Here is a 22,672-nt window from a genome sequence, read left to right as displayed (position 1 = left end):
GCCGACTTAGTTATCCTTCTTTTGTCACTCTCAAAAAACAATAATCTCAGCCAAATTCTAAGACTTTCATTTAATCCAGGTTTGAGGCTTTATTTTCTAACAGAAACTAAAATTTATACACAAAAATATAAATTTTAGTCCCATAACCGTTTGAGCGATTGGATTCTACCAAAGCGACAAAAGCTGTTTACGGACGCGGTGGCTTCCGTTATGGATGGAAAAAACAAGTTAAATCCTCTTTCCTTCTGCCTTGTTTCTTGAAAGAAGGATAAAGTTGATATTTGCAATCTGAGTACGTTCTGTACTCAGATTGCAAGAATTCTAGAAAGAAGGGTGGAGCTAAGACAAACTACCTATTGCTCATGATAGTTCCGGCTCAATCCTCCATCTACATAGAAAGTTCCGCCTGTGATGTAATCAGCATCGGCTGAGGCTAAGAAAGCAACGATGGGTGCGATATCTTCTGGCTTGCCTAAGCGACCCAAGGGAATATTTTTTAATAAGGCTGCTAATTTTTCAGGGTCATTTAACAACTTACTGTTGATTGGTGTCTCAATTGCTCCAGGAGCCACGTTGTTAATTGTAATTCCTAAAGGCCCAAGCTCAACTGCTAGGTTACGCATCATCATCTTGACACCGCCCTTGCTGGCACAGTAGGCAGTGAAGTGGGGGAATGCTATTTCCTCATGGGTAGAGCTAATATTGATGATTTTGCCAGTTCGCTTGGTTTCGATGAAGTGTTGCACTATCGCTTGAGTGGCGAAAAATGTCCCTTTGAGGTTGAGATTAATCACTGCATCATAGTCAGCTTCGGTGATGTCCCAGAAATCAGCATTTCGACCGTCAATGCCAGCGTTGTTTACTAAAATATCTAACTTGCCAAAGTATTGAATACCCTGGTCTATAAGTTGACGGATGTCACTAATTACACTCAAGTCAGCCTTAATAGTTAAGCCTTTGCTGCCAGCAGCTTCTACTTTAGACAGAGTTTCTTCAGCGCCTTCGGGATGAGAGCGGTAGTCAATCACAACATCTGCACCTTGTTCAGCAAGATGTACAGCAATAGCTTGGCCAATTCCTCCACTACTACCTGTTACTAAAGCTACCTTACCTTCTAGTTTCTTCATTAGCTTTCTCCTTCTAGAGTTTTTTGATATTTTCAGGTTTCATAAAAAAGGAGTCAGAATTCTGGATTTTTATTGAAATCTATTGATGCTTTTGCAGATGTGCAACTTTAACATTTTTAAAAATACAACGATAATTGGGAACATGAAAAAGTTTGCCTGTCAAAACTTCGCGTTCACCCATAGATATCAGTTGAAAAACTCCCACAGCAGTTAATGCACCTAGTGGAGATGCAATACAATAAAGCCATTGATTTTGCCAATACCATGCTAAGAAAGCAGGTCCCATACTGCGTGCTGTATTCAAACTAGTGCCAGAAATTGGCGCTCCCAACCAAACCATAGTTGCTACTAGAAGCCACACCATTAAAGGTGTCCAGCGCAATAACTGATGATGACTCAAGAAAATAAAGATAGACAACACTAACATAAATGTCATCAAAACTTCAGCTAGAAATACATACCACAAGGGATAGCCGATTCCAGGTGAAGTAATACAATAATTGACGCTAATCAGGTAATTTCCCCACAAAGCTAATGCTAAACATGTGCCAAGGATTGCGCCCAGAAATTGACCAAAAATATATCCAATTAAGTCCTGTTTATGCATTTTGCCTTGCATCCAGAATGCTAATGATAAGCAGGGGTTTAGGTGCGAACCACTCAGTTTACCTAAAGGGGAAATGCTAAATAATGCACCACTTCCAGCAAAAATGAGACCATTAATTAATAAACGAGGACTCACTGCCGGGATAAGATGCTCCATAGGCAAACCTTTGCCAAAATTGAAGGTGATTATGCTGAATCCAACTAAGAGATTGAAAGCAGTTCCTAACAACTCTGCACCATATTCAGACCAATTTAGAGTTTTCCAATTTGCAAAAGTATTCATAAGTTTCTTTCTGGCAATCGACAATTAAGCTTTATACAGCAATTCCGTTAAGGTTTTGAACAAAGATTAGCTACTTGAGAAAAATTGTTATTCTCAACTTGTTCATCTCCTATCGAGGAATGCTGTATATAGTTAAATTGAAATTACCTCAATTAAGTTGCAATGGTGGTGGATTATCCTGATCGACGTATCCTTGGCTAATTTCAACAATATTACCATCTGGATCGGATACCCAAACCGTGCGCCACCCAGGAATAAAGCTATCAAAGTTAAGTGGCCCAAGGGTTACTTTTGCATCTTTGCCGATTTCAGCGAGTTTAGCATCAACATCATCAACCTGGAACCCAAAATGACGCCAAGCTGGATAGGTAGGCCCATCTTGGCTGGCTAAAGGAACAGGGGTTTCTCCCTTGGCTTGGAAGAGTTCAAGGTACATATCACCCAATTTCAGAAAGACAATTTGCTCATTATTGCCAATTGGTGCAACCCTTGCTCGCTTAAAGCCGAAATATTTTGTGTAGAATTTTTCAGTTGCAATCGGATCTTTGCAACTGATTGCCATTTGTGAAACTTTTAACAAAGTCATTACTTCAGTCCTTACTGACACAAAAAAGTGAACTTAGTTACGCGTATGATCCATCGGGGTATTGAATTACACCAGCAAAGTGAACAGCGATTTTGCGATCGCGCAGTACCCAGTTATCATAGAAACTCACTTCACCAACATCGCCATTCACACTTTTGGTTTTTAAGCTTTCGACTATCATCAGCGTGTTCTCGGTTTCAGCCCACTGGTCAAGCTTGACCTCCAAATCTTCTAGACTGAAGATGCGACTTTCAAAGAACTCTTTGAGTGCTTGACGACCACGCACGTAAATCGGTTTACGGTTTTCAGTTAAAGTGCTAATAAGCAGGACATCTTCAGCATATTGGTTGAGTAAACCATCAACATTTTTCGCTTTAATGAAACCGATATGCTCTTTATAGAACTTGCCTAATGGAGATGTAGGTACTTCTGTTTTAACTGTTCCTGCATTTACATAAGTTTTATCTGGATACTGAATTACGCCAGCAAAGTGGATAGCAATTTTTCCATTTTGCAAAAACCAGTTATCGTAGAACTCCACACTACCGACTTCACCGGTCTTACTTGTGGTTTTTAGCTCCTCTACCATCATCAACGTATTTTCAGTTTCAGCCCACTGGTTAAGCCTGATTTCAAAATCTTCTAAACCAAAAATACGACTTTCAAAGAATTCTTTGAGTGCTTGACGACCTTGTACATAAAGGGGTTGGCGGTCTTCAGTTAAGGTGCTAATGAGCAGAGCATCATCGGCATACTGATTGAGTAAACCATCAACATTCTTAGCTTTAATGAAACCGATATGTTCTTTATAGAGCTTGCTGATGGGAGAAACAATCAATTGTTCTATTGGTGTACTCATACTAATCCTCTATGTGGTGTATTCAGAGTGAACGAAGTTATGTGATAGGAGTAAACGCGAGTTACACTAAGTACAGGATTTCATTAATTTCTAGTAAACTAAATTTCTAATACTCTGCTTACCTTTGCATTTACTTGGCGTAACTTTGCGTTAAAAAAGAACCTTAAACCCAAAAACCAAAGTGATAAGCAATTTGTCCATTCCGGATAGTCCAGGCATCGCCAACTGATACTTGCCCAAGTTTGCAGTTGAATTTTGCTTGGAAAAAAATAGCGTTTTCTGCTTCTGTGAAATCTAGGGATTTGATATCTATATATTCAATTGTTTTTAGGTAGTCGTGAAAGAATGTTTTGATATTTTCACGTCCATTAATTGTGATTGGTGCAGGTGTGTTCTCAAAACCATTAAAGAAGGTGATTAACACAGCATCTTCTGCATAATCCCTATCCACCATTTCATCGATTTTTCCGGCAGAAATAGTTTCGATATGTTTGTCAAAAAATTGCCGACCGGGCGAAATTGTTGAAACTGTCATTTTGATATCTCCTGTAATTGTGATGGAATTATAAGTATGAAGCGCCATTAACTACGCATTTTATTGTCATGTGCGCTCCAAAACTTCATTTTCTTGTGGATGTCTGCAATCTTAAAGTTGAGCAGACCCTTCATAGTAACTAAGTGAATCAACAATGTAGGTTGCAATCACTGGCTTACCAGTTTGAAGCGATCGCTTGACTATCCAAGTTTGATAAGCATCTAAAACAATGCGTTGACTTGTGGCTGCTGGTGGATTCCACACGCTAGCTTCCCATTTGACGATGACTTGAACACTTGCCTCGTCTCCTGAAGGCTTAACGTTGACTTGCTTTAATGTATGGACTTCATCAAAGAAAATGCCGATAACGCGCTCGTACCAACCTTTAAATCCTTCAAAACCATAAACTGTAGCTTCAGGAAAGCGCATTTCTAGACCTTCTTCGGCTAGAAAAGGAATATATTCTTCTAGCGGAGCGTGAACATCTAATTTTAAATACCAATCTGTTGCCAGTTGCTTAATTTCCGAAGTTGTTAAAGGTGCTACGTTAGTTACTGTCATGATTTTTCTCCTTGCTGATAAGTAAAAATTTCAGTTGGTTATTGACCACACTTAACGCCAATCTTTGTACCGACAATTTCATTTGTTAGTACCAAATCAATCAAAAATGGGCCATTGTGTTCCAATGCTTTTTGGATAGCTGGAGCAATCTGATCTGGATTTTCTACCCGAACAGCTTGAACCCCTAAAGATTTTGCTAATTCAGCGAAATCGATACTTGGGTTGCACAAGTTAAAAGAAGCTGGGTAGTCGTGTTCTGGTATTTCTTGTTCGCCCCAATAGTGCAAAATATTGAGCTTCAAGATTTGATAGCTGTGATTATTACAGATGACAAATTTGGCATCTATATTGTGGTGGGCAGCAGTCCAGAGGGCTTGGATAGTATACATACTGCCGCCATCACCCGTGAACGCAAATACAGTTTTATCTGGATTAGCCAGCTTAATACCGATCGCTCCGGGAATTCCAACACCTAGCGAACCACCTCGTGTTTGGAAATATTGTCCTAGTTTTGTTGGTGGTATATACCGACAAAGTTCGGGAGAATTGGTAATGGCTTCATCGAAAATAATTGCATCTGCTGGCAAATGGGCAGCTAATTCTTCTGCAAAACGAGTCATGTGCAGAGGTACTGAATCCCGAACCACCTTGTCAGCTTCAAGTCGAGCCGCCGATTCCCGCTTCTTGTCCTCAGCTATCCGGCTAGCCCTAAGAGAAGCCTCTTGCTTCTGTTCGGATGTCAGAGTTGACTCTAGAACGGTGCTTAATTTGCTCAGACTAGTTTTCGGATCGCCAAGCAGCCCCAGATCCACCGGAAAGTTCTTCGCTATTTCGTAGGTATTCAAATCAATGTGGATTATTTTTGCTGATGGAGCAAAAACCCCAGACAGCGCCGGAAATACCTCTGGAAAAACGTAAGTTCCAGTAATCAATATCACGTCTGCTTGTGATGTAATCCGACGGCTATCATCCCCAAACATGTGACCTAACAACCCCCCGAATAGAGGATGTGTGGCACTCATGTTCGCTTCCGATGAATCTGCTCCCCAAACTTGTGCGCCGATGAGTTCGGCTACATCTGTCAACTCAGCCTGGGCATCGGAAAAAGCGACACCATCGCCCATAATAATTAGGGGATGTTTGGCGGCAGCTAATAAAGTTGCTGCTGTTGCCAGCTGGTCGGGTTCGGGTGCAACTCGTGTCACAGGAAAAGAAGTCGGAACAACTTCTTCATAATTAGGAGCATCAAGGATATCCATCGGGAGAGAGACGAACACCGGCCCCATAGGCGGTGTAGCGGCTATTTTGATAGCTCGGCGCAGCACGCGTAACAAAGAAGAAGGATCGACTACCCTAGTTGACCATTTTGTTACAGGTTTGGCCATGCTGACCAAATCTGCTGCCATTTGGGCATCCATCGCATCGTAGCAGATACCAGCTTCGCCAGCTAGCACTACTAATGGTGCATGACCGCGCATGGCCTGATAAATCATCCCGATGCCATTGCCCAAACCGACTCCGCTATGGAGTTGCACAATAGTAGGCTTTTTCGTGGCGCGGGCATAGCCATCGCCTGCACCGACTGCGATCGTTTCTTGTAATGCAAAGATATATTCAAATTCTGGATAATAGTCTTTTAACGCATCTAGAAACCCCTGCTCAACAGTGCCAGGGTTGCCAAACATATAGTTTATACCATCTGCCAGAAGTTGTTCGATGATTGCAAAGCGACCATTTCTGTTAGCCTTCAAAGGCTTCTCGTTGCTCTGTTTGGTCAAGCTTACCATCCGTACCGCCTCAGTCCTTTATCGAGAACTTCCACTAACTTCTGACCAGTTGTATAAGAGTCTGCGGTAGAGCGACCTGTGATAAAGGGATAATCAACAATTACGGAGATTTCTTTCCCAAAATTACCGTGATATGCTCCATCTGGGCCTGTGGCATCTTGGAGAATATACTCTAGAGGATAGGGAGGTGGCCCCATGTTAATGTCTGCGCCAACAAATCCAGTGCCATCCTTGTAATCATATTCCTTGCAATGACCTGTAACGTGCTTACCCCAAATAATGCTCTTGCGGTCTGCTAAGTCACGAGCAAAGGCGAAACAAGTTACACCGTAGCATTCTGCTGCGATCGCTTTACCCTTTCTATAGAAACTCAGAATTAGGTCGTGAACCCGATGGTTATTGACTAAATCAACAATAGGACCACTACCACCGACTATCAGTAGAGCATCGTATTGTTCTAAATCCTTCTGCACTTCGTCAAGTGCGTTGTTGTATGCTTCCATTTCCCGAAGGAATTTTTCAGCACTCCAGTAAGGGCGATCGGGCAACCATTGTGACAGGATGATTGGATTGTCCAGTCGGGGGTTTTTAGGATCTTCCAACTGCTTGACTTTTTCCGCCATCTCTTGAGAAACTACAGTCCGACCTAAAGGTGGGTCGATATAAGTAGGGTCCATACTGGGAGGAAGGGCTACTGGCCTTTTTCCTGTTGGAGTTGCAAAGTCAACCTGATAACCCGCAGCATCGAAAGTTTCTAGGGGCCCTACCAGTTCTTCACCCCAATAACCATATTCCGATAAAATTATGAGAATTTTTTTCACAAGATTGTCTCCTAGTGATGAATTTGTTTTCAAATAATCAGCTTGCAACTCTCAGTCTTGAAACAGAGGTGGTAGGCCTTCTACTTGAGAAACGATTAGTGGCAACAGATAACTGTTGAATTTGTTCGGTAATTGCATCAATGAATGGTTCAACCTCATGTTTTGAACGACCAGTAACAAGGTCGCCATCCACCACAACACCTGTAGGTGATGTTGTGTAAACTGCGCCAGCATTGATGATATCTGCAAGGACAACCTCATGGCAGATAACTTGTCGATCTTTGAGTAATTCAGGCATTGGTGTCAGTATCCAAAGACCGTGGCAAAGTGCGCCTTTAATAATCCTGGGATTTGCCATTGCTTTGGCATAAAACTGTACAGCCGGTGAAGTGCGAACTTGTTCAGCACTAATTGGCTGACCGACTGGTGGCTCAAAGTAACGCAGACGGACGCTAGTATAATTAGCGGTCATAATCACAGCTGCATAGTCGTTAATATCTACGTTTTGAAAATCAATGTTTACATCTATAGTTCGAGGTGTATTGCCTGTATCTTCATCACTGAAAAAACGAACGCTTGGCTGATTCCAAAGCCTAGACATCAGATGTACCGTTGCTTGAAGTTCTGAGAAGCGCTTTTGATATGCTTCAATTTCTTCAGGGATAAACTCACTTTCTAAAAGAATTGCGATTTTTTTCCCACCAAGGGATCTAGGTATCATATTGGTTCGATATTCTTAGGGTCACTAGATTCTTAATTTGGAATGTACGCGACTTATTTTTAAGTCTTTAGCCAAGAGTTTAGAGAGATGAAAATATAAATACAATGGTGAATGTTTTGTAGAAAGTTTACTTTTTTTAGTGAATGAATTTTATATAGATTTAAAAAACATAAAATGAAATTACAATGGTTAATTTTTCGCTCTTAGGTTGTATTATTTTGGTAATTACAGCTCGATAAATCTTGAAAATAGCTTTTATACTGTAAGGATTAATTTAAAATTACTAAAATTTTAATATTCAAAAATAATCAACTTCGAAAAATAGATAGAAGTAGGATGTATTAAAATCCTGCTAGTTCTGCGAAAAGCATAATAAACCTCTATTTTAAGAAATAGGAGTCAAAGAATTAATAGAAAAGATCGACAGACGATTACGAGTCTATCTAAAACTATCTCAAGTGCAAAAACTAACGGAGTTAAAATCCTCATGACTATTTCTACGCATAAATTCTTGCTCTAACATCTTAAGATTAAGAAGCATAAAACATAGATGCAAAGGTTAATTTTTTGTATAAAGTTTGTATTATTTGGTTATATTTTTTGATATTAGTTATTTTTTGAAGATAATTAGTCTTATTACTTACTAAAATTTTTAAAATTTCTCAACCAAAATTGAACGCTATATCATTATCCAAATAGGATTGTTCAACCTCCTCACTAATTCTTAAACTTTGACAACAGAGAATGATGTATGGATAAAAACAAGTAAATCCAAAAAATCCAACCTTTAACCAAAATTTTAACCATTGCAGTTATGTTGTATATTTGATAAATTCTTTCATGCTTAGGTTAAATTTCATCCAGGTAGGTTTTTGTTTTCTAGGAAAAACGCTTCTCCTAAAAATGACTCCGCTTTCATAATTTTGATCGTAAAACAATTTCCTGATTTTTAGGTAAAAAAAACCAACTATTTTGATTCGTTAGAAGCTAGCACATCTAAATCTACAAGCAATGAGAAATAGTTATTTATCCCTTGCTCAAGGTGTAAGCATCCTTTGTCTGACTTTACAAAGCGCTTCTGTGCTGGCTGAAACATCACAATCTACTAACAATTCTGAGCCAGTTGTAAACCCTATCGTTTTGGAAGTACAAACCAGCATCATTGAACCATTAGAACCTAGTTCAGGAATACTTACCCTGATGACTCAGACTGCGGCTCAAGCCGTTCCTAAAGAAGAAAGTGCCTGGGCAATTTCTTCTAAAGCCCAAGTTACCTCTGTGAGCCAACTTGCGGATGTGCAGCTTACTGATTGGGCTTTCCAAGCACTCCAATCTTTGATTGAGCGCTATGGAGTAATTGCAGGCTATCCTGATTGGACTTACCGAGGCCATTCAACTATGACCCGTTATGAGTTTGCTGCTGGAATCAAAGCAGTACTTGAGCGAGTAGAAAAGTTGATGGCATCTGGACTAGAAACACAAGTAACCCGCGAAGACTTGTTTACATTACAACAACTGCAAAAAGAGTTTGCGATCGAACTGGCAACTTTGCAAAGCCGTGTAGACAATCTGGAAGCTGATACAGCAAAAGTAGAAGCCAATCAGTTTTCCACAACCACCAAGCTTACAGGGCTAGTTGTAGCTGCTGTTACTGGAGGAAGCTTCAGTGGCGATCGCATCATCGATCCTACAGGTAGAGAAATTGCGAATCAAAATCCAAATACCACCGTCATCTTTCGAGCTTCCTTAAATCTAAATACTACCTTTAGCGGAACAGATAGGCTGTTAGTTCGTTTAGAGACAGGCAGTCCTGGCGGTGAAGATAACGCTGCCGGATTTCTAGAACCAAGCTTTGGTAGTGCTGTAGACTTTTCTTTACGTTCAGCTATCAACGAAAGACTTCAAATAGCTCGGCTACAATACACCTTTACGCCATTTAAGGATTTTACAGCAACTTTGGGCCCAGTGTTATCTCCTACAGACTATCTTGATCAGAATAGCTATGCCAACCTCAGCTTTTTAGATTTCTTGACTCTGGGATTAACCAATAATTACATCCTTTTCCCTTTTGAAGATTTAGGAGCAGGAGCAGTAATTGAGTGGAACCCAGATTCAGGGCCATTTACAGTGCGTGCAGAGTATATAGCTCCAGGCGCAGATAATCCCAACAGCAGCCCTACTGCTGGCGGATCGCCCCTTGTGAGGCTATTGTATCCAACTGGCAATAGTAATAATGGCTTGTTCGGAAATCCTAATCAAACCACAGTTGAACTGGATTATTCACCCTCTAATACCTTTGGTGTACGCCTCCAGTACAGTGGCGGCAGTGTATTCGGTAATCGGTTTGATGTCTTCGGAGTCAACTTTGAACTAGCTCTCTCCCAGCAACTAGGAATTTTTGGTCGTTACGGATATGGGAGCTACGATAATACTAGTTTTGGTGACATTAACCCCAACTACTGGATGGCTGGGTTTTCCTTCAGAGATTTTTTGGTGCCAGGTGCTTTAGCAGGTATTGCCGCAGCTCAGCCGTTTATTGAGAGTACAGTAGGTAACGCTACACAGACGAATTTTGAAGCATTCTACAATTTACCACTTAACGACAACATTCGGATCTCACCTGTAATACAGGTAATCACTAATCCCGGAAATCAGGAAAGCAACGGTACGATTGTCACGGGTACTCTGCGGACGAGCTTATTTTTCTAAAAAATTACTTTTTGAGCCAAGCTTTAAGATTACAAGGCATAAAATACAAATTTATAAAGTAATTTTTTAGTAATAATTTTGTATTCTTTAGCTATAAAAGGAGGTTTTAAAAGTACCGAAAAGTATAATTTTTACATTTTGGACTAGGGTAAGTGCAACGTAAAAATATTAAGATTTTCAGAATATAATTAAATGCTTGGATGTGCTAATTCTGATAACAGAATCTTCTTTTATATAAGAAAATAAACTATTAACTAAAAAATACAACCTTGCTTATAAAAATTGACCATTGTTACTATGTTTGTTACTTCCTAAACTTACATTATCGATTCTGAAAATACTTAATGCATTTGACAGAGTAAATGAATATGATGTGTCCTCACTGCATTACACACTTTTTGTCCTCTTTCTGCTTCCTGCCTTCTACCTTATTCACAGTATGGATAGCTTTGAATTTATGTCTCATAAACTTCATAGAACGAGCTTATCTTAAACTGTTTTGGCAAAAGTTAAACCTATTTTTATTTTCGCTCAAACTATCCATTAGTAAAGTATTTTTACAAACTCAAAGCCAACGATTTTCAATCTGATTTAAATATTCTATATTAATCATCAAGCAAGGTATCAATACCTCTACAAGATTAATCACACAGCCTGTTTTTCTATTGACTATCTAGACCAATGAATTGAATTTTGTTTAACTACTTATGACACTCAAATTCAAAATCACAAATATGGCTTGTTCTGCCTGTGCAAACAGAGTTACCAAAGCAATTAAAGCCATCGATAACAACGCCTCAGTTCAGACCAATGCAAAAACAAAGCTGGTCAGTGTAGAAACTCAAGTATCAGAAACAGCAATTAAGGATGCGCTAGCAGCAATTGGCTATCTATCTGCCTAATCATTCATATCCCTACATTCAAGCAATTTCTTTCATATGGATACTCTCACGCTAAAACTCAGAGGTATGAGTTGTGCTGCCTGTGCCTGCGGCGTTGAAGAAGCAATTCGCTCCGTTTCTGGGGTGATTAGCTGCAACGTTAACTTTGGTGCGGAATTAGCTACTATTCAGTACGACCAAAAGCAAACCGCTATAGAAAAAATCCAGGCTGCTGTCGATACTGCCGGGTACTCATCCTATTCCCAATCTGATGCAGAAATGCATACGGTAGAAGATCGTGCTGATAAAGTAGCCCGTCTGGCAAAGTTACGCGACCTCACGCGCAAAGTTGTACTTGGAAGTACTTTCAGTACTTTAATTGTAGTAGGGTCACTACCAGCGATGACAGGGTTAAGCCTGCCCTTGATTCCATCGTGGTTCTACAATCCTTGGGTACAGTTAGTGCTGGCCACTCCAGTACAGTTCTGGTGTGGTCTATCTTTTTATCAGAACAGCTGGAAAGCCTTCAAATGTCATACAGCGACTATGGACACACTAGTTGCTTTGGGCATTAGTGCCGCTTATTTTTATTCGGTGTTTGTTACTGTTTTCTTTAGCTCTGGTGGCTTAATGCCTGATTTGTACTATGAAGCCGCAACAATTGTCATCACGTTAATTTTGCTAGGTCGGCTGTTAGAAAATCACGCTAAGAGTCAAACTAAAGAAGCTATTACTAAACTCATTAGTTTGCAACCAAAAAATGCCCGTGTCATCCGCAATGGCAAGAAAACTAGTATTCCAATTCAGGAAGTTCAGATCGGCGATATCGTGTTAGTGCGTCCTGGCGAAAAAATTCCTGTAGATGGAGAAGTGATTGACGGCTCTTCCACTGTAGATGAAGCAATGGTGACAGGCGAAAGTCAACCAGTCTTTAAGCAATCTGGAGATGAAGTAATTGGAGCCACAATTAATGGGACAGGTGCTTTAAAATTCCGAGCGATACGAATAGGACGCGATACGGTTTTGTCTCAAATTGTCAAGTTGGTGCAACAAGCTCAAGGAAGCAAGACATCAATTCAGCGTTTGGCAGATCGAGTAACGGGATGGTTTGTGCCAGCAGTTATTGCGATCGCGATCGCCACTTTCGTAATCTGGTTTAATGTTACGGGCAACCTGAGTTTGGCAACAATCACCGCAGTGGAGGTACTGATTATTGCTTGTCCCTGTGCTTTGGGTTTAGCTACTCCGATGTCTGTGATGGTGGGAACGGGCAAAGGTGCTGAAAATGGCATTTTAATTAAGGGTGCCCAAAGTTTAGAATTAGCACACAAAATTCAGACCATTGTGCTGGATAAAACTGGAACTTTGACTGAAGGAAAGCCTACTGTCACAAACTTTGTAACTGTCAACGGTACAAAAAATAGCAATGAGCTAAAACTCTTGCAATTAGCAACTTCTGTAGAAAAGAATTCTGAGCATCCTTTGGCGATCGCTATAGTCAAGTATGCTCAATCTCAGAATGTAAGTCTATTAGAAGTTAAGAATTTTCAGGCGTTGGCGGGTAGAGGCGTTCAAGGTGTCGTTTTAGATTGCTTGGTACAGATTGGAACGCAACGATGGTTTGAGGAATTGGGAATTAAAACTCGTGTCTTGACCGAAAACAAAGCTGCTTTGGAAGCAGCAGGTAAAACTGTGGTTTGGATTGCAGTTGACGGGGAAATTCAAGGCTTAATGGCAATGTCAGATAGTCTTAAACCCTCTTCAGCAGCAGCTGTTTCAATGCTAAGTCGGTTAGGTTTAGAAGTTGTAATGCTAACCGGCGATAATCACTCTTCTGCACAAGCGATCGCTCAAAAAGTCGGTATCAGGAAAGTATTTGCAGAAGTCCGACCAGAGGAAAAAGTCGCCATTATTAAATCCTTGCAAGGAAAGATAGAAAAAATTCCCAATCCAAAATCTAAAATTGTGGCAATGGTGGGTGATGGGATCAATGACGCTCCAGCATTGGCTCAGGCAGATGTGGGTATGGCAATTGGAACAGGAACAGATGTAGCGATCGCAGCCAGTGATATCACTTTAATTTCTGGAGATTTGCAAGGAATCATCACTGCAATTCAGCTAAGTCGTGCCACCATTCGTAACATCCGTCAAAATCTCTTCTTTGCTTTAATTTACAATCTCACCGGAATTCCCATTGCCGCTGGGGTTCTCTTTCCCTTTTATGGCTGGTTACTTAACCCAATTATCGCCGGTGCCGCGATGGCTTTTAGCTCGGTTTCTGTTGTCACTAATGCCTTACGCCTGCGTTCCTTCCAGCCCAAAGCCAGCCTCTAATTGTGTCTCTACAAAAAACTGAACTACCAATATGCAAAGATTACAAAGAAAAAAGATTCGCAGTCAACTCATCGGCTTGAGTTTATTGCTTGTAATTGTCACCATTTCAACTTTAGTAGCGTATAATCCCATACATTCACAGCAGAGCAGTCAATTTAGCAGTATTGAACAACCATTTTTACTGAAACTAACAGTTACCTTAGCAGGGTTGGCACTGATTTGTTTGGAGCTATCTTGGTTTCTGCTCAGTCAAGACCGAGTGGGGACAAAACTAGCCAGTCAAATATTTACACTGCTTAGTGGTCTGCCAAGGCAACTTCGCATTGTGGCAAGGTGGGGAGGCTGGAGAAGTAATTTCTCCTCCAGTACCCTACGTTCGCCCAGTCTACTCTATCAAGCAATTTTGGATTGGTCGAGTAATCGTAGTACACCACACCAACTTTGATCGGTTGAATGGTGCATTTATATGCACCATTTTTCTCCCTATTTAAGTTGTTAAATAGCAATAATTTACACTTAGATTAAGATATTTTTTTGGACTGAAAACGGCAATTTCTGAGAATAATGTTTGGAAACTTTTTCTTCTAAAGATTGATGAGGCAAAATAGACAAACAGTTCAATTTTGAATGGATTCAACCCTTCGTATTAATTCTTGAGAGGTATAGATGTATTTATTAAAAAGTCTTTGCATTACAGCATTTTTTAGCACAGTTTCTTTATTTATTGTTCAACCAGCAAAAGCTAGCCTAATTACGTTCGATGACCTAGCATCTGGTCAAACATCTTTTGGTTTTGACAGTGATAGTGACAAAATCGATGATGTCATTTTTACTACAACTAATCCGCTTGGATTTAACATTAGTGGACCTGGATTTAATCAAGTTTTTATCAATGAACCAGGACTGGAAGGAACATCATTACTCAATCCTGATTTAAAAGTTGATTTTTTGAAAGGTGCTAAAGATTTCCTCAGCTTTGGTTTTGCTCTGGATAGCTTTGAAGATTCAAATACCTTTGCAGCTTTCAACCTTTTTGATTCAAATGGCAACTTGTTGGCTTTTAACCAAGAGTTGGGTCTTCTGGGAACTAGCGACTTTCCAGAAGGAAAAATACAGCTTAACTTCTCCGGAGTAGCGGCTTATGGGACATTGAACTTTAGCAGTGATTTTGGGCGCTATATTATTGATAATTTTGAAGGAAATTTCGGCTCTAGGGAAGTTGTAACTTACGTTCCCGAATCCGCTACTATTCTTGGTTTAGGAATAGCTTTGGTCTTTGGTGCGCCTTTTCACAAAAGAAAACGAAAGTAGTATGCCTAAAGTCAAGATTTGTACTCCATAAAAAAGGTATTAGTTTGTCACAATTGTTGGTTAAAGCCGACTAATATGCTACCAAAAGCTTTATTACTTCATGAAGTTTCGGCTTATTTTGAAAGTTACTTAAGAATTTAAGAACCTCTGATTGTTCATCCTAGTCCACAAAAACCCCCTGAATGGTAAATAAAATACCGAAGGCATTCTTGAAAACTACTGGATTTTTCACAAAACTAAAGAGTCCGATCCAAAATTATCTTTTGATTGAGGAAATATTTCTATGACTACTGAGGAAACTTTAGAACACAACAAAGCATTTATCCGAAATCATTTTGAGGAGTTCGTTAATCGGAAGAACTCTGCTATTGCTTACCAAAACTTTGCACCAGATTATTTAGATCATAATGAGCCTTATGGAGAATCGGTTGGTTTTGAACCTGCTAAAGATATGATTGAAGAAGCATACGTGAAATATCCAGATTTACACGTCACTGTTGAGGACATTATTGCTGAGGGTGACAAAGTAATGGTGCGTAACGTCTGGCGTGGAATAGATTCTTCCACGGGCAAAAAAATCCAGTTCGCAGGTTTTGTACTTTGGAGATTAGCTAACGGTAAAATTGTTGAGCGTTGGGCAACGATTACACCTCCTTCTGAAGTTGATTAGAACAAGATAAATTGTTAGATTTGGTCTAACCTGGGCACGAAAAAAATAATTAGACTTCTTGCATAAGTCGGAAAAAGGGGAAGGTGGGGTCCCCTCTGGGGATAAGGGGAAAGGGGAAGGGGAAAAGGTTCTGTATTGTCCCTTTTCCCTTTAACCTTTACCCTTTTCCCCAAGAGTGCAAAAAGCACAAATGCCAAGAGGTCTATTGTTTTTGACATCCAAGGCGGTCATATCATATCAACAAAAGCATTCTATTTTTAATCAACATTAGAAAATAAGTTAAATGGTAAATACTGATTGTTTCGTTTAGTATTGGCTAATATTAATTTAGATAGCTTTACTCTAGAAAATATTACGTTGAAAATAGCAAATATCATTTGATGTAAATATCGAGGCATTAAAAGACAAAAAAAATAACCTTACTCCAAAATATAAACCATTGCATTTTTTTTAATACTGTTTATACTCAATTATAAACATCAATCTAAAAGTAAAAATTAACTTACATGGAATATATCGATAAAACAATGGAAATAATTAAAAATAAATCTCTCACGCGTAGGCATTTGCTGATTGGGAGTTCGTTTTTAACAGGTTTAGTTGCAAGCAGCACAACCTTACTCAACTTTGGTAGTAAACCCGCATTGTCGAAAGACCCGCAAGAATCAGGAGAATATTTAAAGGGGTGGAAAAAAAAGAAAATACATCGAATAGAAGGTCCAGGATTGCATCACTTTGCACTGCTTTCTTACGATATCGAAGCAACAATCCGCTTTTATGAACAAGGTTTTGGTGCTCGTAAAAGGTATGATTGGAACTCTGCAAAAACAATTCTTCCAACAGGCGAAGTTTTCAACGTCATTGGACGCCTTCAACTTATGGATATGGGCGACGGTAATTATGTAGAACTTATTTCAGGAGGTAAACCTGCCAGCGACCGAGTTGGATATGATGTATGGAATCACATAGCCTTGCGTTGCGACAGTGTAGACCGTTATTACGAACGTGCCATAAACGCTGGAGCAAAACCTTACAATTTTGTGTACAAAGACCAGATTTGGGATGGGCGGCCTGCTGACTTTGAGGTGACTGGTAGTTTCTACGGGGAACCAATGATTAATGTCCGCCTTGCCTATTGTCGAGGCATTGACGGCGAGCTAATTGAGCTGCTTCAAGGCAACCTGCTTTAACTACACAGGTGCATTAATACTTAGTGTGATTGACTTAAACGCGAGCCAGGTCTAGGTTATGAAAGAAATGGCAGGCTTATTAAGCCTAAGAGTTGGTCGTTTAAGGGAGAAATTGGGACAAAAAGGTAGAGGGACTTTTCTATCCCTTGCTCCTTGATTCTTGGAACTTCTTCTTTTTTTCGCTCTTTTCTACACGATAGTTTAGGAATAAAAATTAACTTACATGAAAGACACAGATAAAACAATGCAAAGAAGCCCAAAGAATCCATTCACGCGTCGGCAATTGCTGATTGGGAGCTCGTTTTTAACAAGTTTAGTTGCAAGCACTGTAGGGTTATCTACATTAAGCTCCAAGCCCGCATTGTCGCAAGACCCGCAAGAATCAGGAGAATATTTAGGGACATGGAAAAAAAAGAAAATACATCGGATACAAGGTCCGGGGCTGCATCATTCTGCCCTACTTTCCTACGATATCGACGCAACAATCCGCTTTTATGAGCAAGGTTTTGGTGCGCGTAAGAGGTATGGCTGGAACTCAGCCCAAACAATTCTTCCGACAGGGCAATTTTTCGATGTGGTCAGGCGCGTTCAACTTATGGATATGGGCGATGGTAACTATGTAGAAATCGTTGCAGGAGGTACACCCGCTAGCGAGCGAGTGGGATATGATGTATGGAATCATATAGCGCTGCGAGCCGACAACACCGACTTTTATTATGAGCGTGCCATAAAGGCTGGTGCACAACCCTACAGTTTCGTGTTTAATGACAAGACTTGGAACGGGGAGCCTGCTGATTTCGTTCTCAGTGGCGACCCAAGCGGCCAAGCAACTCTTAGCGTCCGACTTGCTTATTGCCGAGGCATTGACGGTGAACTTATTGAGATGGTTCAAGGAAAAGTACTTTAACCACACAGATATGAATGGTACTAAGATAAGCGCAAACCCGAACATGACCGACTTTTGAGTTAAAGGGGTCAGGCAAAGAAGTAGTTTTGAAATCAAGACACGAGCGAATCAACATAGGCTAGATTTTCTCTACACCCCTACACCCAGTTCTGAAAAGAATTTCATCTTTTATTAATGAGATTCCATATAGGTGCATCAGTACTTAGTACAGATGGCTTTATAGTTAGCGGAAAAATAGGTAATTAAATCCGCACAATTAAGTTCTTTGAAGACCTCGATCAAATAAGGATACAAATCATGGTAACAACAATGAAGGCAGTCCGCATACATTCTTATGGGGAGTCGGACGTACTTCTTTATGAAGATGTACCGCTTCCTAGACCCAATGCAGGTGAGATGCTGATTCGTGTGTATGCTACAACTGTCAATCCGTTAGATTGGAAAGTCCGTGCCGGATATATGCGCTCCATAATGGACTTTCCCATGCCGATAACTTTGGGATGCGACCTAGCCGGCATTGTCGAGTCTGTCGGGACAGGCGTTACAGACTTTAAAGTTGGCGATGCTATTTATGGCATGCCCCAAGCAGAGATCGGTATGTATGCAGAATATGCAGTGGTACGCGAGTCTGATGTGGCAGCAAAGCCCAGATCCTTAGACTTCATTGAGGCAGCTTCAGTACCAGTAGCCGCGCTGACTGCTTGGCAGTCGTTGTTCGAGGTAGGTAGTTTAACTCCGGCACAAACTGTTCTCATCCACGGAGCAGCCGGTGGAGTTGGCTCGATGGCTGTCCAACTAGCAAAGACTAAAGGATCTCGCGTTATTGGTACCGCCTCAGCGAACAACCACAAGTTTGTCAGCGATCTTGGTGCTGATAAAGTGATTGACTACAAGACAACACGCTTTGAAGATGCGATCGAAGATGTGGATCTTGTGTTGGACTTGATCGGTGGTGAAACACGAGAACGCTCTTGGCAAGTTATCAAAAAAGGTGGTACTTTAGTCTCCACCGTCCCACCTTTCCCATCTGACGAAGACGGTGCTAATTATGGCGTCAACGGAAAAGGAATTGGAGTCCGACCTAGTGCAGAGCAATTGAGAGCGATCGCCACTCTGATTGATACTGGAAAGCTCAAACCCTTAGTTGACAAAGTTTTGCCCCTTTCTGAAGTGCGTCAGGCTCATGATTTGAGCCAAAGCGGTCATGTGCGGGGGAAGATAGCTCTCCAGGTCAGATAATACTTAGGGTTTAGCGTAATCGATGTGACTAGCATTCCTGCGCTTGAAACCAGTTTTTCAATAGAAGTCCAAGTAGCGATCGATCAGAAATGTATATTATCTTGACTCCGTTAGTTTAAAAGAGTTGAAACTCGACAAAGTTTGTTAAGTACTAAAATGCTTTCCCTGTATACTTCATGGACTTAGTATACATTTTTGTTCGCTTGCTACCAAAACCGAGAAGTCTTCAAAGTTAAACAAACAAATCATTTAATTTGAGTTGAAAAGTATGAGCAATCAAACGTTTGACTATATTATCGTTGGGGCTGGTACAACAGGCTGTGTTATTGCTAGCCGTCTGAGTGAAAATCCAGCTATTAACGTTCTGCTGCTGGAAGCAGGAGACACAGATCGCAAACCTGCTTTCCGTAATTCGGACTTGCGCTCTTTTTTTACAGAGGCGTGGAACACGGAAGCTGATTGGCAGTATGTTACTGAGGAGGAAAAGTATATTGGTAGACGCAAGTTGCCCATTTCACAGGGTAAGGTTGTAGGCGGTGGCAGTTCCATCAATGGCATGATTCATGTACGGGGTAGCCGACACGATTATGATTACTGGAACTATCTTGGCTGCGAGGGCTGGAGCTATCGTCAGGTCTTACCATACTTCAAAAAAATGGAAGACTACGCGGGCGGTGCATCTGAATATCATGGAGTTGGCGGTCCAATTCGCATTGTTGATTATACAAACCCATCGCCTATTTCCCAGGCCTTCATAGAAGGAGCAGTTGAACTAGGATTTAAATCTCCACCCTGGGATTTCAACGGTGCAGAACAAGTGGGTGGTGTAGGCATGTATCAATATGCCCACACTAAAGATGGCAAACGATGCAGTGCTTCTGTTGCATACTTGGAACCGGCTTTAAACCGTCCGAACTTAACGCTCCAGACAAAGGCCTATGTAACTCGTCTTTTGTTGGAAGGGACACGCGTTGTCGGAGTCGAGTATCTCCAAGAAGGCATTGTGCATACAGTTGTGGTAGAGCGTGAAGTTATCTTGAGTGCTGGGCCATTTGTCTCACCCAAGTTATTGATGTTAGCAGGGATTGGTCCTGCTGACCACTTAAAGGCACATGATATTGCTGTTGTAGTAGATTTGCCAGGGGTTGGAGAAAACTTGCAAGATCATGTACTGCTCGATATCGGATATGAATGCAAACAGGAACAGCCTGTACCACCTGTAATCACCGAAGTTGGTTTATTTACTCATAGCCGTAGTGGGATGGAGGATACCGCACCTGATTTACAATTCGAGTTCAGTCCCTTTATGTTTGGCCAACAAGAGCTTTTTATTGGGGGCACACATTTTAACTGCGTACCAACCCTTCTACGGCCGCATAGTAAGGGCAGTGTTACCCTGCGTTCTAAAAATCCAATGGATCTGGCAGTTGTTAGAACAAACTACATGCAGTTTGACATTGATATGGAAACGCTGATGAGGGGAATTGAACTCAGCCGTGAAATAATGAGTACGCCTCCCTTCGAGAAAATGGGCATTAAAGAATTATCACCCGGATCGCAGGTCAAAACAAAACAACAATTACGTGAGAGCATCCGTCAATTGTGCAGAACCGAGTGGCATCCCTCATGCACCTGCAAAATGGGACGTGATGCTATGGCGGTAGTAGATCCGCAATTGCGAGTGTACGGAATTGAGGGGCTACGAGTGGCGGATGCTTCCATCATGCCTGCGGTTGTAAGTGGGAACACGAACGCTGCATGTTTGATGATTGGTGAAAAAGCAGCAGATATGATTTCCCAAGGATCGGATTCGAGGTTACAACGTTTCAGTAATGAGCTGTCTCCTTCTTCCTTGCCTCTGGGACTAGATTCCCAACTCGAAAAAGAGTCAAGAGTAATTGCTCTGGCTGATAAAGTTTGAAGGTAAAACCTAAGCCGAAGTCTCTCCCCGTGGGAAGACTTCGGTGAGATTAAATCCACTAGCTTGACTATGTAATTAAGAATTTTAGGATAATTCTATGCCAACCACATATACAACTGTGCCAAGTCCTACGGAAGCGACCTTTGATAATACCTTGCAAGGGTTACGCAATTACGATCCTGTCTCTTTCGTGGCTAATCTCGTACAGACCTACGGCGATATTGTACGTCTACCTTTTGGAACTCAAGACATTTACTTACTTAATCATCCTGACTTTATCCGCGACGTATTCGTTAACAAGTCTAGCTACTTTGCTAAACGCAAAGATACAACTTCAGAAGGAACTTACTTACACCAGATAAGCGGGATCTTACCTCTGTTTGAAGGTCAATTAGGTACAACTTATGCTCCAATAATGGTCGATGCTGCTCTACATGCAGATGGTCGTTGGGATGCTATCCACCAGGAACATGACCTGCTGAGGGTGGATATTTACAAGGAAGTGATGCGTATTACGTTGGAGATTGTTTTTAAGACGCTGTTTCAAGCAGATGTGGAAGCAGAAGCTGGAAAAGTTGCTGATGCAATTGTCACAATGGATGTTGGCTATGGCTTTGACCCGATCGCTGCATTGTTAAATGACTTGGTACCCTCTACACCCGTGTCTCTGACACCAGAAGCGGAGGCAGCCCGTTCTTATATGCTGAACTTGATGTTAAGCTTGATACAGGCTCACCGTGCTGCCCCACCTGATTCGAGGTCTCTGTTTTTTTGGTTGTTAAAACAACAGGAGAATGGGCAACTTACTAGTGATGAGCAGATCGCTGACCAAGCACTAAAAATAATGTTTTCCATGCATGAAGTGACAGCGACAACCTTGTCTTGGGCGTGGTATCTACTCTCACAAGACCCTGAGGTTGAGGCACGGTTACACGCCGAGCTTACAAGCGTGTTAGCAGGACGTACGCCAACTTTTGAAGATTTGCCGAACCTACCCTACACAGAGATGCTACTCAAAGAGGTACGACGACTGTATCCTTCTGTATGGATCGTCGGACGTTTTGTTCGGGATGATGTATCATTTGGTGATTATCTGGTGCCAGCTGGCTCAATTTTGCTGTTTAGCCAGCGTTTGCTGCATCGCGATCGCCGCTACTTTCCCAATCCCGATCACTTTGACCCTTTGCGCTGGACTCAAGAGGCACAAGCAGCTCGCCCAGAGTTTTCCTATTTTCCCTTTAGCGCTGGTCCTCGACAGTGCGCTGGTCGAGACTTCGCGCCGACAAAAGACGCACTGATCTTAGCAACTCTGGCACAGCACTGGCAAGCACGATTAGTACCTGGCCAACAACTCGAACCATGTCCTCAGAAGTCATTTACACCTCGCTATGGCATTCAAATGACACTACATCGTCGATAGAAACTTTGCGATCCTAGATGGCTGGGTTTGCATCCCAAAACTTTTTTGTACCAGATACTTTGGCTGGTATTGGCGCAGCTCAGCCGTTAAGGAATGAGGATAAAATAAGATCCATAAATTATGGGGTCTGCGGCACTGCTGTATAATTCCATTGCGGCAAATAATCAGGGCAAACGCATCTTATTTACTAATAAAAACTAAGGA

General features: G+C 41.3%; 20 protein-coding genes. 11 read left to right on the top strand and 9 right to left on the bottom strand.

Going from position 1 to position 22,672, the window contains the following annotated elements; genetic code table 11:
* Nucleotides 1-353: 353 nt before the first annotated feature.
* The 9 genes from V7K45_RS08575 to V7K45_RS08535 form a co-directional block, all read right to left on the bottom strand.
* A complete protein-coding gene (locus V7K45_RS08575) occupies nucleotides 354-1,127 on the bottom strand; it encodes a glucose 1-dehydrogenase (RefSeq protein ID WP_335002327.1) in 774 nt (257 codons plus the stop codon).
* A 79-nt stretch (nucleotides 1,128-1,206) separates the two neighbouring features.
* Nucleotides 1,207-2,016, bottom strand: a complete 810-nt coding sequence (locus V7K45_RS08570; protein WP_335002324.1) for an MIP/aquaporin family protein — start codon at nucleotides 2,014-2,016, stop codon at nucleotides 1,207-1,209.
* 148 nt (nucleotides 2,017-2,164) lie between these two features.
* Nucleotides 2,165-2,602, bottom strand: a complete 438-nt coding sequence (locus tag V7K45_RS08565) for a VOC family protein (RefSeq protein WP_335002322.1) — start codon at nucleotides 2,600-2,602, stop codon at nucleotides 2,165-2,167.
* Nucleotides 2,603-2,639: 37 nt separating this feature from the next.
* Nucleotides 2,640-3,461, bottom strand: a complete 822-nt coding sequence (locus V7K45_RS08560) for a nuclear transport factor 2 family protein (RefSeq protein ID WP_335002320.1) — start codon at nucleotides 3,459-3,461, stop codon at nucleotides 2,640-2,642.
* Nucleotides 3,462-3,624: 163 nt separating this feature from the next.
* Complete coding sequence (locus V7K45_RS08555) at nucleotides 3,625-3,996, bottom strand: nuclear transport factor 2 family protein (protein WP_190943666.1); 372 nt, start codon at nucleotides 3,994-3,996, stop codon at nucleotides 3,625-3,627.
* 111 nt (nucleotides 3,997-4,107) lie between these two features.
* Nucleotides 4,108-4,557, bottom strand: a complete 450-nt coding sequence (locus V7K45_RS08550) for a hypothetical protein (RefSeq protein WP_335002315.1) — start codon at nucleotides 4,555-4,557, stop codon at nucleotides 4,108-4,110.
* Nucleotides 4,558-4,595: 38 nt separating this feature from the next.
* Nucleotides 4,596-6,344, bottom strand: a complete 1,749-nt coding sequence (locus tag V7K45_RS08545) for a thiamine pyrophosphate-binding protein (RefSeq protein ID WP_335002313.1) — start codon at nucleotides 6,342-6,344, stop codon at nucleotides 4,596-4,598.
* The gene (locus tag V7K45_RS08540; RefSeq protein WP_335002311.1) at nucleotides 6,338-7,165 is read right to left on the bottom strand and encodes a type 1 glutamine amidotransferase domain-containing protein; all 828 of its coding nucleotides are present in this window, start codon (nucleotides 7,163-7,165) and stop codon (nucleotides 6,338-6,340) included. The genes V7K45_RS08545 and V7K45_RS08540 overlap by 7 nt, the downstream gene beginning before the upstream one ends.
* A gap of 37 nt (nucleotides 7,166-7,202) precedes the next feature.
* A complete protein-coding gene (locus V7K45_RS08535; RefSeq protein WP_335002309.1) occupies nucleotides 7,203-7,886 on the bottom strand; it encodes a DJ-1/PfpI family protein in 684 nt (227 codons plus the stop codon).
* Nucleotides 7,887-8,897: 1,011 nt separating this feature from the next.
* Between V7K45_RS08535 and V7K45_RS08530 the strand changes: the two genes are divergently transcribed.
* The 11 genes from V7K45_RS08530 (at nucleotide 8,898) to V7K45_RS08480 (ending at nucleotide 22,468) form a co-directional block, all read left to right on the top strand.
* Nucleotides 8,898-10,595, top strand: a complete 1,698-nt coding sequence (locus V7K45_RS08530; protein WP_335002307.1) for an iron uptake porin — start codon at nucleotides 8,898-8,900, stop codon at nucleotides 10,593-10,595.
* Nucleotides 10,596-11,302: 707 nt separating this feature from the next.
* Nucleotides 11,303-11,497 carry a heavy-metal-associated domain-containing protein gene (locus V7K45_RS08525; RefSeq protein WP_335002305.1) on the top strand — a complete coding sequence of 65 codons (195 nt, stop codon included), beginning with the start codon at nucleotides 11,303-11,305 and terminating at the stop codon, nucleotides 11,495-11,497.
* A 36-nt stretch (nucleotides 11,498-11,533) separates the two neighbouring features.
* A complete protein-coding gene (locus V7K45_RS08520) occupies nucleotides 11,534-13,810 on the top strand; it encodes a heavy metal translocating P-type ATPase (protein WP_335002303.1) in 2,277 nt (758 codons plus the stop codon).
* Nucleotides 13,811-13,841: 31 nt separating this feature from the next.
* On the top strand, nucleotides 13,842-14,255 hold the full coding sequence (locus V7K45_RS08515) for a hypothetical protein (RefSeq protein WP_335002301.1): 414 nt from the start codon (nucleotides 13,842-13,844) through the stop codon (nucleotides 14,253-14,255).
* Between the two features lie 221 nt (nucleotides 14,256-14,476).
* Nucleotides 14,477-15,121 carry a PEP-CTERM sorting domain-containing protein gene (locus V7K45_RS08510; RefSeq protein WP_335002299.1) on the top strand — a complete coding sequence of 215 codons (645 nt, stop codon included), beginning with the start codon at nucleotides 14,477-14,479 and terminating at the stop codon, nucleotides 15,119-15,121.
* 283 nt (nucleotides 15,122-15,404) lie between these two features.
* Nucleotides 15,405-15,791: an ester cyclase gene (locus tag V7K45_RS08505; RefSeq protein ID WP_335002297.1), complete on the top strand. Its 387-nt coding sequence runs from the start codon at nucleotides 15,405-15,407 to the stop codon at nucleotides 15,789-15,791.
* A gap of 506 nt (nucleotides 15,792-16,297) precedes the next feature.
* A complete protein-coding gene (locus V7K45_RS08500; RefSeq protein WP_335002295.1) occupies nucleotides 16,298-16,981 on the top strand; it encodes a VOC family protein in 684 nt (227 codons plus the stop codon).
* A gap of 223 nt (nucleotides 16,982-17,204) precedes the next feature.
* On the top strand, nucleotides 17,205-17,888 hold the full coding sequence (locus tag V7K45_RS08495) for a VOC family protein (protein WP_335002293.1): 684 nt from the start codon (nucleotides 17,205-17,207) through the stop codon (nucleotides 17,886-17,888).
* A 297-nt stretch (nucleotides 17,889-18,185) separates the two neighbouring features.
* Nucleotides 18,186-19,127, top strand: a complete 942-nt coding sequence (locus V7K45_RS08490) for an NADP-dependent oxidoreductase (RefSeq protein WP_335002291.1) — start codon at nucleotides 18,186-18,188, stop codon at nucleotides 19,125-19,127.
* 268 nt (nucleotides 19,128-19,395) lie between these two features.
* The gene (locus V7K45_RS08485) at nucleotides 19,396-21,048 is read left to right on the top strand and encodes a GMC family oxidoreductase (RefSeq protein WP_335002289.1); all 1,653 of its coding nucleotides are present in this window, start codon (nucleotides 19,396-19,398) and stop codon (nucleotides 21,046-21,048) included.
* Between the two features lie 97 nt (nucleotides 21,049-21,145).
* Nucleotides 21,146-22,468 carry a cytochrome P450 gene (locus V7K45_RS08480; RefSeq protein ID WP_335002287.1) on the top strand — a complete coding sequence of 441 codons (1,323 nt, stop codon included), beginning with the start codon at nucleotides 21,146-21,148 and terminating at the stop codon, nucleotides 22,466-22,468.
* The last annotated feature ends 204 nt before the right edge of the window (nucleotides 22,469-22,672 follow it).

It is taken from the genome of Nostoc sp., assembly GCF_036917375.1.
In the GTDB taxonomy this organism is placed as follows: domain Bacteria; phylum Cyanobacteriota; class Cyanobacteriia; order Cyanobacteriales; family Nostocaceae; genus Nostoc.
This window is presented reverse-complemented; position numbering and strand designations above follow the sequence as displayed.